This window comes from Candidatus Thermodiscus eudorianus (assembly GCA_015521085.1).
GTDB classification, from domain to species: Archaea; Thermoproteota; Thermoprotei_A; order Sulfolobales; family Acidilobaceae; genus Thermodiscus; species Thermodiscus eudorianus.
Genome location: WAOW01000006.1, coordinates 78,692 through 91,421 on the forward strand (window position 1 = coordinate 78,692; position 12,730 = coordinate 91,421).

The 12,730-nt window shown below is 56.8% G+C and carries 12 protein-coding genes; 8 read left to right on the forward strand and 4 right to left on the reverse strand.

From position 1 onward, the window contains the following. Positions 1-20: 20 nt before the first annotated feature. Positions 21-704: an HAD-IB family phosphatase gene (locus F7C38_05805; GenBank protein ID MCE4601062.1), complete on the forward strand. Its 684-nt coding sequence runs from the start codon at positions 21-23 to the stop codon at positions 702-704. Here F7C38_05805 and F7C38_05810 read toward each other — a convergent pair. From F7C38_05810 to F7C38_05825, 4 genes are all read right to left on the reverse strand, one after another. Then, on the reverse strand, positions 701-1,966 hold the full coding sequence (locus F7C38_05810) for an NADP-dependent isocitrate dehydrogenase (GenBank protein ID MCE4601063.1): 1,266 nt from the start codon (positions 1,964-1,966) through the stop codon (positions 701-703). The genes F7C38_05805 and F7C38_05810 overlap by 4 nt on opposite strands. 71 nt (positions 1,967-2,037) lie before the next feature. After that, positions 2,038-3,126, reverse strand: coding sequence for an S-methyl-5-thioribose-1-phosphate isomerase (mtnA, locus tag F7C38_05815; GenBank protein MCE4601064.1), 1,089 nt, complete (start codon positions 3,124-3,126; stop codon positions 2,038-2,040). A gap of 127 nt (positions 3,127-3,253) precedes the next feature. After that, positions 3,254-4,468: an acyl-CoA dehydrogenase family protein gene (locus F7C38_05820; protein MCE4601065.1), complete on the reverse strand. Its 1,215-nt coding sequence runs from the start codon at positions 4,466-4,468 to the stop codon at positions 3,254-3,256. Between the two features lie 109 nt (positions 4,469-4,577). After that, entirely contained in the window at positions 4,578-5,489 is a 912-nt protein-coding gene (locus tag F7C38_05825; GenBank protein ID MCE4601066.1) for a zinc ABC transporter substrate-binding protein, read from the reverse strand. A gap of 169 nt (positions 5,490-5,658) precedes the next feature. Between F7C38_05825 and F7C38_05830 the strand changes: the two genes are divergently transcribed. The 7 genes from F7C38_05830 to F7C38_05860 all read left to right on the forward strand — a co-directional run bounded on the left by F7C38_05830 (position 5,659) and on the right by F7C38_05860 (position 12,729). Beyond that, positions 5,659-6,435, forward strand: coding sequence for a metal ABC transporter ATP-binding protein (locus tag F7C38_05830; protein MCE4601067.1), 777 nt, complete (start codon positions 5,659-5,661; stop codon positions 6,433-6,435). Then, complete coding sequence (locus tag F7C38_05835) at positions 6,432-7,298, forward strand: metal ABC transporter permease (protein MCE4601068.1); 867 nt, start codon at positions 6,432-6,434, stop codon at positions 7,296-7,298. The genes F7C38_05830 and F7C38_05835 overlap by 4 nt, the downstream gene beginning before the upstream one ends. Then, positions 7,298-7,696 (forward strand): CopG family ribbon-helix-helix protein, encoded by a 399-nt coding sequence (locus F7C38_05840; protein MCE4601069.1) that lies wholly within the window; start codon positions 7,298-7,300, stop codon positions 7,694-7,696. The genes F7C38_05835 and F7C38_05840 overlap by 1 nt, the downstream gene beginning before the upstream one ends. Positions 7,697-7,777: 81 nt before the next feature. Beyond that, entirely contained in the window at positions 7,778-8,839 is a 1,062-nt protein-coding gene (locus F7C38_05845) for a hypothetical protein (protein MCE4601070.1), read from the forward strand. Between the two features lie 167 nt (positions 8,840-9,006). Continuing rightward, positions 9,007-10,692 carry a cytochrome ubiquinol oxidase subunit I gene (locus F7C38_05850; protein ID MCE4601071.1) on the forward strand — a complete coding sequence of 562 codons (1,686 nt, stop codon included), beginning with the start codon at positions 9,007-9,009 and terminating at the stop codon, positions 10,690-10,692. A 2-nt stretch (positions 10,693-10,694) separates the two neighbouring features. Next, positions 10,695-11,906: a cytochrome ubiquinol oxidase subunit I gene (locus tag F7C38_05855; GenBank protein MCE4601072.1), complete on the forward strand. Its 1,212-nt coding sequence runs from the start codon at positions 10,695-10,697 to the stop codon at positions 11,904-11,906. 124 nt (positions 11,907-12,030) lie between these two features. Next, on the forward strand, positions 12,031-12,729 hold the full coding sequence (locus F7C38_05860) for an MBL fold metallo-hydrolase (protein MCE4601073.1): 699 nt from the start codon (positions 12,031-12,033) through the stop codon (positions 12,727-12,729). Position 12,730 lies beyond the last annotated feature (1 nt).

The following is a 12,730-nucleotide window of genomic DNA, read 5'->3' on the forward strand; positions in this document are numbered from 1 at the left end:
TCTAAGGGAAGGGTGTAAAGTTGGCTAGAAGGGTCAAGATCGTACTATTCGACATGGACGGGGTCCTGGTGAGGATCCATAGCAGTTGGGAGTACCTCCACAGGCGCTTCGGCGTCTTGGAGGAGGCCAAGAGGGTCATGCGGGAGTTCCTTGAGGGAAAAATAGACTATATCGAGTGGATGAGGCGGGACACAGAGCTATGGGTCAAGAAGAAGGGCAGGGTCCATATCCGTGAACTCATAGAGGAGTTCAACAATGTCGAGATCGACCCCGAGGTTCCGGTTGTAGGGAGCGGCCTCCACAAGAGGGGTATACTAGTCGGCATCGTCTCCGGGGGGATCGACCTGCTGGCCAGGAGGGTCGCCCGCGTTATTGGCGCCGACGTATGGGTGGCCAACAAGCTGGAGTTCGATAAGAGGGGCTACTTGAAGCCCGGCGGCGTGCCTATTGTTGGCGTGGATAAGTCGAGGGCTGTTAGGAGGATACTGGGAGAGTATGGTATAGAGCCGTGGGAGGCCATGTTCGTGGGGGATAGTAGGTGGGATGAGAGTGCTATGCGGGTCGTGGGCTATCCCGTCGCCTACGGCGACTCGTGTAGCTATCTCGATAGCGTGGTGAAGTGCAGGGTGTCTAGGCTAGTCGAGGTCTTGGAGTTAGTTGATGAAATAGAGGAAAAGGGTGATTGCCCAGGTTTCAGGGTCTAGGCTTCCTTTATGAACTGTACCAGCGCGTCTGTGTACTCCGTGGTCTTCACCGGCTCTACTCCCGGCATATGCCTTGCTAGGTCGTATGTCACTATCTTGTTGGCTATCGCCTTCCTTATAGCGTCTTCTACGAGGGGCCTGACCTCGCTCCAGCCCATGAAGTCCGCTACCAGTAGCACCCCGCTGAGTATCTCGGCCGTCGGGTTTATGACGTTCTTGCCAGCGTACTTGGGGGCTGTGCCGTGGACTGGTTCTCCAACTGCTATGCCGTCTCCTAGGTTCATCCCGGCGGCCATCCCGATGCCTCCGACGAGGGCGTTTGCCTCGTCGCTTATGTAGTCTCCGTTCAGGTTGGGGGTTACTATTATCTGGTAGTCCCATGGCCTCGTGATTATCTGCTGTAGCATGTTGTCGGCTATCCTGTCGTTCACCAGTATCTTGCCCTCGGGTAGCTCCCCGTTGTACTTCTCCCAGAGCTCGTCCTCGGTCACTATATAGTCCCTGAACTCGTTTAGCGCGACCTCGTAGGCCCACTGCCTGAAGGCGCCCTCGGTGTACTTCATTATGTTGCCCTTGTGCATTATCGTGACCCTGGTGTAGCCATGCCTAATGGCCCACTCCATAGCCCTCCTCATGTGCCTCTTGGTCTTGAACTCGCTGATCGGCTTTATCCCGATGCCGGAGTCCTTGGGCAGCTCCACGCCGAACTCCTTCTTGAGGAACTCAAGTATCTTAAGGGCCTCATTCGTGCCGGCGGGCCACTCTATGCCAGCGTAGACGTCCTCGGTGTTCTCCCTGAATACCACGAAGTTAACCTTATCCGCGTACTTGTGGGGCGCCGGCTGCCCATACCACTTGACCGGCCTCACGTTCGAGTACAGGTCGAGTGCCATCCTTATCGCGACGTTCAGGCTCCTGTACCCGCTTCCTACGGGCGTGGTTAGGGGTCCCTTGAGGCCTAGCCTGGTCATCTTTATGGCTTCCAGCGTGGCCTGAGGGAGGAGTACACCGCACTCCTTCTGGGCTTTCTCGCCTGCCAGCATCTCCCACCAGACTATCTTCCTCTTGCCCCCATAGGCCTTCTCCACGGCGGCGTCTAGCACTTTCCTTGCGCTGGCCATTATCTCGGGGCCTATACCATCGCCCTCTATGAACACTACTATCGGGTTATCGGGCACGACCAGCTTGCCGTTCTCGACCTTGGCGAGTTCTCCCTCGCTTGGAGGCTTCAGCTCGTCTGGCGTGCACGCGTATGTAGCCATGTTTATATTCACCTCGTGTTTAGGGTGGCGTGGAATAGAGTATTTATTGATGGGATGGAGGATGGTTTAGGTCACTGGCTTAAGAGTCCCTTAAGGCTCTTCGTGTAGGGGGGATACGCTATCCCCTTCTCGGTGATTATCGCGGTTATCAGCCTGGGCGGCGTTATGTCGAAGGAGGGATTATACACGTTCACGTCCTGGAGTGTGATGGGGTATTTACCCATGACCCTTCTCACTTCGTCGGGGTCCCTCTCCTCTATAACTATCTCGCCTGGATCCTCGGTTGCCTGTATCGTGCTAGTCGGGGCTGCGACATAGAAGGGCTTCTCATTGTCCCACGCGGCCAACGCAACCATGTAGGTCCCGATTTTATTGGCCGTGTGGCCCGTGAGTATGATCCTGTCGGCCCCCACGATCGCGAGGTCCGCCATCCCCTTCATGAAGACGAGCCCCGGCATGCCGTCGGTCACCAGGGTGAATGGTATCCCCTCCTTGGTCAGCTCCCACACGTTAAGCCTAGCCCCCTGTAGCACGGGCCTGGTCTCCGTCGTAATGACGTGGATCCTCTTACCCTCATACCACGCGTATCTAACCACTCCAAGGGCGGTCCCGAAGCCGGCTGTCGCGAGGGCGCCCGTGTTGCAGTGGGTCAGTATCTTGTCACCGTCGTCTATGAGCTTTGACCCGATCCTGCCCATCTCGATGTTATTCCTCACGTCCTCCACGTAGATCCTATAGGCCTCCTCTAAAACAGCCTCCCTAACCTCATCGATGTCTCCTCTGGCGGCTGACTCGGTTATCCTGGCCCATACCCTGTCCAGGGCCCAGAAGAGGTTGTAGGCGGTGGGCCTCGTCGACGCCAGGTAGTTGCGTGCCTCTTCGAGATGAGCCAGCAGCTCCTCCACGGTCTTCGCGTCATTGTATAGGGATGCTAGGGCCATCGCGAAGGCTGCTGAGACGCCTATGGCTGGGGCCCCCCTTATCTCCATGTTCTTTATTGCCTCTCCAACCCTTCTGTAGTCCTTGGTCCTCCTATAGACCTCCTCGAAGGGGAGTAGCCTGGTGTCGAGCCATACGAACTCTCCCGCCTCCACGTCCCAGTAGAGCGGCTTTATCTTCAGGAACTCCTCGTATTTCTCCAGTTCCTCTAGCGGGTTCACCTATATCCACCTGAGGGTGTAGGTATAGCTTGCGTTGGTTTAAAAGAGAAGGGTGTCGACCGGTCTGGGCTCCTCGGTAGAGAGTGGGGGAGTCGGCGTGGATTCGAAGGAAAGGAGGGGAAAAACACTATATCTTCAGGCCGAAGGCCTGCCTGACTAGCTGCCTGACTATCGTGAGCCTCTGTATCTCGTTGGTGCCCTCGTAGATCGTTGTTATTATAGCGTCCCTCAGGTACCTGGCCACGCCGGTCTCCTCGTCTGCTCCTACGCCGCCGTGTATCTGTATGGCCTGTCTCGCGATCCACTCGGCGGCTTCGGTGGCGAAGGCCTTCGCCAGGCTGCTGGCTATGACGAACTCCCTCCTGCCCTGGTCCGCTAGTGATGCGGCCCAGTAGGTTAGGAGTCTGGCGGCTTCCAGCTTCATGTACATGTCGGCTAGCTTCTGTATTATCATCTCGAAGGTTATTAGTTGTTGGCCGAAGGCCTCCCTCTGTAGGGCGTAGTTTAGCGCCTGCTCGAAGGTGGCCTGGGCTATGCCTACCGCCTGGGCTGCTATGCCTATCCTCGTGTGGTCGTAGGTGGTTACTATGTATTTGAACGCCTCGTTCTCGTTACCTATCCTGTTCTCGGCGGGCACCTTGACCTCGTCTAGTATGACCTCGTAGGGCTGCTCTCCCCTCATGCCGATCACGTTGAAGCGCTGGCCGATCTTCAACCCCGGGGTATCCCTCTCGACGACGAAGAGGCTGATGCCATACCACCTCTTGCCGGTCTCCTTGAGGGCCTGCTCGATTGGCATGGTCCTCGCGGAGACGACGAAGTAGTCGGCCTTCTCGGCGCCGCTTATGAAGATCTTCCTCCCCGAGATTATGTAATGGTCGTTCACTCTCCTAGCCTTCGACTGTATACCGGCAACATCACTACCCGCCCCGGGCTCGGTGTTGGCGTGGGCCCCGAAGGCCTCCCCCCTAGCTATTGGTGGTATGTACTTCTTCTTCTGCTCCTCACTGCCGAATAGGAGTATTGGTATTCCGAACAGGTGGTTCACGCCGATCGCCACGGCCAGGCTTGGGACGGCCCTCGCGACCTCCTCGGTGAGTATCGCTACGAGGGTCTGGCCACCGCCCTGCCCGTCGTACTCCTCCGGTATGCCTACGCCGAAGAAGCCCTGCTGGGCGAACTCTTCGAATATCTCCCTGGGTATCTCGTTGGTCTTCTCGATCTCCTGCCAACGGGGCAGTACCTTGTTCTCTATGACCTCCCTGACAGCCTTCCTAAAGAGCTCGTGCTCCTCCGTCAGCTCTATCTTGAAGTCCTCCACGCTCCTGAAGGGGAAAACCATTCCCTGCTACACCCGCCCTTCATACTACTCTCTGTGTAATGTACGTCGGGCGGAGACGTTTTCAATATAATAATATGGGAGTATAGGCTCATATAGAGGCTTTCATTTATTAGGGAACCCTCCCAGGCCCCACAGCTAAGCCCGACTCGACCTGACTACATATGTACGATAGCTTTGCCAGGGTCGAGCCCGGCGTGAAGGGCGCTGGGACATATATCACTGGGGAGCCTAGTCTCACGGCCTGCTCGTAGAGCCACTGGTTCCTCTTCCCAATAGGCTCCCCGTGTAGGCCGACTAGGACCACCGCGATTCCGCCCTCCCCGAGGACTTCTACAGCCTTCTGCAGGGTTTCCGGCGTCACCTGGGCCTCCTCTCCGGGTGAGAGGATTACGCTAGTTTCCACGCCAAGCCATTCTACAGCATATTGAGCCACCGGGCTCCCGAGCACTGCCTTCGATCCTCGGAGGGACTCTCTGCACGCGTCTAGCCGGGCCAGTCTAGCAGTTACCTCGTGCATGTTGGATTCGATTACGTCCTTGCATTGGGGCATCTTGTCAGCTAGAACAGATGCCAGCGCCTCGATGTACTTCTCGTAGTTGTCCGGGTCGTATATTGGCATGTGCGGGTTCACGACGCCGTTGGGCATCTTCTCCAGCCTTATACCCTGTATCCTGGTTATCTCCAACAGCCTATCGCCTTCCACTATCTTCCGGATTTGGAGTTCGAAGGGGGCGTGGGAGGACGAGACGATTAGTAGGGCATGCTTCACGGCAACCACCTGCCTCGTGCCCAGGTTGTAACTGTGTGGATCGATCCCCGGAGGCGCTATGGATTGTACTGTCACGTTGCATCCATCAGTTAGGAGTCGTATGTCATCCGCTATGCCCGGGAAGGTGCCCAGCACTATGGGCCCAGGGGTCCCTCCAGCCAGCCCTGCCCCTACTATGGTTGCTAAAACAGCTATCACTAGTATCGCCGCGGCCAGCAATGACTCCCTGGACCCGGTGTCGTCACCTTTCAATGTGCACCTACCCCCGTTATCTCTTCTATAGATATTATTATATGTGCACGAAGGCAGGATTAAAGTATATCTTCGACGATATCCGGAAGACTGTATGCTCGGAGTCTACATGGTATCGTGCATATTAGCCTTGAATCTACCCCTATAATGTGCACCGGGGGCCGACGCATTGGACTTAGAGGTAAGACACGTATGGTACAGCATAGATGGCGAGACGATACTGGAAGACGTTAACATGCGACTGGAGGGCCCCGGCCTAGTACAGCTATTGGGGCCGAACGGAGCCGGTAAAACCACGCTACTCAGAGTGATCACTGGGCTACTAAAGCCGACTCGGGGCGACGTGATAGTTTGCGGTGAGAACGTCACAGGCCGCCCGGAGCTGGCAGGGCGGTGCATAGGCTATGTACCCCAGAGGCCCCCTATCTCCCGCTATAACCCGATGACCGTAGGCGACTTCCTCGCGACCAGGATACTCCTCGGCGGGAAGTGGCCTAGGATAAGGCCTACAGGCTCCCTGCTACGCCACACAAAGGGTATCATGGAGATAGTTGGAATAGACCCCAGGCTACAGGATAAGAGGCTCTGGGAGCTCAGCGGCGGGCAGCTGATGCGTGTGTTCATAGCCAGGACCCTGCTCCACGAGCCCGAGATACTACTGCTCGACGAGCCGTTGGCCCCGGTCGACCCGGGTGGGAAGGCTGAGATCGCGAAGCTACTGGCTGGTCTGGCCAGGGACAAGCTGGTGGTTGTGACGAGCCATGATCCGATCCTCCTCATGGAGCATACGAGGACCCTCGTACTACTCAACAGGAGGATCCATGGTATAGGCGCCCCGAGCGAGATCTTCAGGCAGGAGATCCTGGCCAGGGTGTATGAGGGCGCGGTTGTCGAGGTTGGGAAGCACTTCCACATTGTCGACGAGCACGGAGGTGGGAGGAGTTGAAGGGCTTCGACTATATGGTTATGGGCCTGCTCGCGGCCTCCCTCATAGCTGGCATATATGTCGGCGTCGTCTACGATCCCTACTGGCCGCTGAACCTGGCCGCGGCCGGCCTGGCCTTCGGCTCCCTCAGCCTACTAGTCTATTCCAGGAGGCTGATGTATATAGCAGCTGCATCACCTCATGGAGCCTTCCTCTCAGCGAGCCTAGCTATACCGGCCAGTATAGCGGTTGGGGGCCCCGTAGAGGCGTGGACCCTGGTCTTCAGCATACTAACAGTGTATATAGCATGGTATCTGGTAGGCAAGGGCCTGGACCCTGACGAGGCCACCAGTATATATGTGGGGGTCTCGGCGACCGGGGGAGTATTGGCCGCGTACCTAGTGTTAACCCGCTACCCGTACTCTTCCCAGGTGATTGCATCGATTATAGGGGACCCCCTGCTAGCTGGCAGGGGCGAGGTGCTCTTAGCCCTCGCCGTCGCTCTAGTCTTCCTACTGGTCTCTGCGTCTAGCCTGAGGGAGGTCCTTTACGTGGGGGCGGATCCCGAGGACGCGAGGCTCAGCGGGATGAGGGTGTGGGCATACGACCTATTCCTCTATACTAGTATAGCTGTAATAGCCGCGGTAATGGTCCGGGTCGTGGGCTTCGTGCTTGAGCACGTCATGATACTCCTGCCGGGCCTGATAGCCCACTACACTGTCAGGGGGGCCTATCGCGCCTTCACGGCCAGCGTGGTGGTCTCGCTGTCAGCCTCCATACTAGGCCTCCACCTGGCCATCCTACTAGACCAGTCCCCCTCGGCTATGACCGGCTTGATATTGATAACCGCCTTCCTAATAGCAGTGGCGCGGGGGAGGGGTTAATGGCTAAGAAGAGGTTCGGCATAAGCCTTGAGGAGTCCCTGGCAGCCTCCATAGACTTGCTCTCCGACAAGCTAGGCGTCAACAGGAGTAGGCTGATCGAGGAGGCTATAAGGAACTACCTTGAGGATCATAGCCACCTGCTCGTGCCGCACAGGTGCCGCGGCGTTATCGTTGCTACATGCCCCTCCTCGTGGATGACTAGGCGGGTCGCCGAGGAGTATAAGGGGGTGATTAACGCCTGGCTGCACGCCCACGTGCAGGGGGAGTGCGTTGAGATGCTCGTGGTCGAGGGTGAAACCGATGAAATCGCCAAGCTCTACTCGACAGTCAAGAAGATGGGATGCAGGTCGAGATATATACCCACCACGCCCGAAGCCACTAGATCCACGGAAACCTAACAGGAGGAGCGACATCGATCTCCGGGGGAGGGATCCCTGGTAACCAGCCAGGGGGATACAGGATAGGATAGGGGCTATGGGATGGCGAGGCTCTGGCTATACATTCTATACATCGGCCTCTTACTCTACACCTGGAGCATGGCCGAGGCCGGTGTATCGCTGGCCTACCAGGGCAGGCCCGAGAGTATATCGCTGATAGTAGCCCTGTGGGGCTTCTCCTGGTTTATATCCTACCGGGTCGCCTTGCTCAATGCGGGTAGCGTCGAGGGGAGGCGGAGGACGATAGCGTATTCCTCCCTCTCCTCGGCTATAGCCCTGATACTATCCCTGGCCAACGGGGGAGACTATCTCCTAGCCGCGTCCTACGTGCTCTCAACGGCAGCGCTAGCGCTAGGCACGGGATCAATCATATCATCCATACTACGAGGGGCGCCTGCCGGCGATATAACCGGGATGATCTTCAAAGCCCGAGTCTATCCAGGCCTCGTCCACGCCGGGCTAGTCCTGGCTTCTAGCACTGTACACTACCACCCACTGGCTCTCGCATCGACGATACTATTGGTTGCGGCTTTGATTGCGGCCTCCGAGTCTAGGCCCCTGGTCCCGGCTGTCTCCCTTGAGGTCATCGATAGATTCGCCGATGCCCTGCTGGAGGGTCCCTCTAGGGCGTACTTTAACGGGTACCTTAGAGGCCTGGCGGCCTTCATGATAGCCGTCTTATCCATTGCCAGGATACTCTACCTCCCGGGCGCCATAGAGGGTGGCTTGACGACTGGTATGCTACTCTATGCTGTATCGCTTATGCTGGGCGCGTTCCTGGGTAGCCTGGTCGGGTTTAGGACTGCCCTGCTCGTTGTACTGGTCTCCTCGCTGGTCTCTTGGATGGGTCCCCGTCCCTACATTGACTTGGCGGTAATTGTGATGCTGTTCTCCCTGTTGGATGTCAAGGCCTTCCTAGCGACGGCTATGGGCATGCCCTCCCGCATCCCGGAGCTCTCCTGGAGGATATCGCTCTTGATAATGGTGTTCTCCCTAGCAACGGCCCTCGTTGTGAGGGTTCTCGGGGAGCCCAGGGCTATACTATTATCGGCTGTCATGTTGGCCGCGGTGGTAGGGCTTCTAGCCGGGGGATGGCGGGGCTAGTGCGACTGGCCTCTATTCGCGTATAATCCCTCCATAACCGGATAATACTCTACGGCGACGGCCATTCGTATAATTCTACAATTACAAACAGAAGTCATTTATTCTCTTTGACGCCCATATTATAAAACCAGAGATCTCGAATTAGTAGTTGTTAACGGGTGACAGCGTTGGTTGATCTATTAGGCCAGTGGGCAAAGTATCCAGCGTTCCACGACAGAGTGCTGTCCATGATAGGTATAGAGGTCCACTGGGCCATACTCCAGTACGTGGTAGGGCTGAGCTTCATAGCATTCGTAGCATACCTGGTCTACCTCAAGACCGGCGACAAGAAATGGGAGAAGCTTGCCTACACCATCTTCAAGGGCTTCGTGATAGTATTCGCTGTCGGTGCAGCCACCGGTACAGCCAGCGAGTTCGGACTAGTACTCCTATGGCCCAACCTCACCGAGGCAGCCGGCCGGTACATCTATTTCCCACTCTACGCAGAGGTATTCGCCTTCCTACTAGAGGTCATATTCGTCTACCTGACCTTCTATGGCTGGAAGAAGTTCGGCAAGAAGGCCATGGTAGTACTACTACTCCTCTCCTTCATAGGGCCATGGTACAGCGCTGCCATGATCGTGAGCGTGAACAGCTACATGGTCGCCCCAACAGGCATAGTGCCAGCCTACGACCCATCCACCGGGGCATGGCTCTACGACCAGGGATACCCGAAGATAACCCTCGTGGTCCCCAACGACCTAGTCGAGGCCCTGAACGTGTCACTGCTACAGAGCCTTGGCATGACCGTGAAAGGCAAGCTAAGCGACGCGGTCATAGTGGAGATGCCGTCTAGGATAGTACAACACCTAGCCTACGAGGCCTGGTCCGGCCACACGGTGAAGGACAGCATACTAGCGCTGGTGGCGAACAAGGACTACGTAAAGGCCCACCCAGAGATACTGAATGTGCCAGTCAAGGCTATAGTAGATAAGATACTCGTCAGGACGGTAGAGTACGCCGGAGTCGAGGTCGTAACCTTCAAGAGCCCCGTCTACACAGCATCGATCCTACACGTCATAGGCTCAGCGTTGACTGTCAGCGCCTTCACGATGCTAGGAGCCTATGCGCTGAGGATCAAGAGATACGGGGAGGCGTCGCCGGAATACAAGGACTACATAGACTCGGCCTTCAAGTTTGCAGCCGTCTTCGCCCTGGTAATCATCGCGCTCCAGGGATTCGTCTTCGGCCACGAGATGGGCGTGTCCATAGCCCACTACAACCCAGAGAAGTTCTCGGCCATGGAGGCGACGACAAGCAAGATAACCCCGCTTACGAAGCTCATGCCGGGAGCAGAGAAGCTGGCCGCCTTCCTGGCATACGGCGATCCCAACGCGCCGCTACCCAGCTACGATGAGATACCCGACAACTACTGCGCGTGCCAGGCCACGCTGGGAGACGACATGGCCAGAATAGGGACCTGCAAGCCGCCACTGATAATACACTACCTCTACTACACCAAGATAGGCCTAGGAGTACTCCTAGGACTCTACGCGCTGATACTAGTATTCTACCTATGGAGGAGCGGCGTCTCCGGAGTGCCGGGATGGCTACTAGCACTAGGGCCGGTGGCGCTGGTGGTGGCCCAGATAGTCAGCTACTTCGGCTGGGCTGTCAGGGAGATCGGAAGAAAGCCGTGGACTATCTACGGAGTCATGACCCCAGACGTAGCCCACACCGCCAACCCAGCGAGCACCGCCGCCGTAGCACTGGTTGCGCTCTTCTTCATCGTAGTCCTGGCTGCACTCGGCTACAGCGTGTACAGGTTCCTCTGGGTGCCTGGTAGGCCTGAAGAGGAGGAGGTGATGGCGTGATGTTGACGTGGACAACCTTCTGGCTAGCCCTCGTATTCTCCTTCCACATAGTCATGGTGAACCTGGGCATATTCCTAGCGCTATACGTGCCACTACTCAAATACAGAGTCGACAAGAAGGGCGACAAGCCGCTAGACGCCGTCGCCTACAAGCTTATGAAGTTCTACGCGGCAACCTACGGGGTCGCCGGGGTCTTCGCCACCGCATTCACAGTATTCCTGCTAAGCTTCTATCCAGACTTCCTAGGACTCGCGGGCAACATCACACTGATACCCTTCGGGCTAGCGATAATAATGATCGTAGTGCACTTCTTCTCCATAACAGGCTTCTACTACGGCTGGCATAGATGGAGTAGAGGAACCCACTACCTCTTCGGCTTCCTACTAGGACTATCAGCGGTACTCATACCATTCGCCTTCAGATCAGTATTCGCATTCCTAAACATACCGGTAGGCCTCGAACTGGCGGGCGGAAAGCTGAGCCTCAACGTCGGGAAGGCGCTAACAAACCCGACCTTCCCACCGCTATACCTCAAGTCCCTGACCGCCGCGATAACCGCTGGAGCCTTCGCCGTGGCCGGAGGCCTAGCATTCTCGGCGGCCAAGAGCAACGATGCAGAGTACAAGAGGGCGGTCGGCGTCGTGACCAGGGACCTGGCGCCGGTGATAGCGGCTGGTCTAATCCTAATGATTGTATTCGGCCTATGGTACGCTATAAGCCTACAAGACATACCCTACAAGTTCAACAACGTGTTCGCCAGGCTCGGCTGGAAGGCCGGTGACGGAGCCATTGCCCACGACCTGAGCTGGCTGTTCGTGTTGAAGATGCTGTTCTTCGCCTTCCAGATCTACGTGATAGCGGTAGTGTACAAGTACCTGAAGAGCGGAGAGATACCGCCGTCCAAGGCGAGCCTAGCCCTCTACGGAGGCCTAGCCGCCCTACTCACCGTGGCCCTGGGAGAATTGCTCAACGCCTTCAGCCAGTACCCCTACTTCATAGCCTGCCTCGGCTCGCCGCAGCCATGCCAGGACCTACTAGCACAGATACCCAAGGACCAGCTACAGTACCTGGCAAACACGTTGAACCTGGAGACCTACAACTCGCTAGCAGTACTAGGAGGCGTGAAGATCATAACGTCGCTCTTCATGATATTCCTGATAGCGTCGACCTTCTACTTCTTCTACGTCTACTTCTTCAAGAAGGAACAAGCATAAACCATCTAAAACAATAATCTTTTTCCCTCTCCCCTGTCCCCTAGCCCAGACGCTTCTACAGCCCCCATGGATATATGAAGCCCAGGGCCCAGCTAGACGTAACCCATGGGGGAGCCTATCTACCATGACCGGTAGAGTGGAGCTCGTAGTGGTTAACGATAACGAGCCGGGTCCTGGGCTCTACAACGACTGGGGCTGGAGCCTATACATCAAGGCCCATAATAGAGAGGTGTTGTTCGACGCCGACACCAAATACACCGTCATAGAATACAACGCTAGAGCACTGGGAATCGACCTGTCGAGGCTGGACTTCGCGGTCCTAAGCCACTGGCACAGAGATCACTACGGAGGCTTCCCAGCCGTAGCCATGGCTAGAAAGGGGCTAACCGTATACACCCCACCCGGCCCCCTGCCGAGGCTCGCGAGACTGGGACTAGAGCCCGTGCCAGTCGACGAGACACTCTACATCGGCGGATACACTATAATGGAGCCCCTCTACGTAGGGGGACTAGACCTGTACGAGCTAGGCCTCATAGTAGAGTCCCCGAAGGGGCCGGTTCTAGTGGTGGGCTGCAGCCATCCAGGCATAGACAACATAGCCAGGAAAGCCGCCAGCATAGTAGAGGAAGAGCTATTCATGGTTATCGGTGGCTTCCACAACCCACCGGCAGACGCGATAGACGCTGTAGCCGAGCTAGTAGAGGGACCCATATGCGCGAGCCACTGTAGCGGCGACGATGCGAAACGCTACATAAGATCCCGGTATCCCGGCAAGTCCTGCAGCGTGAGGACTGGGTCCAAGATCACGATCACCGGGGCATAGA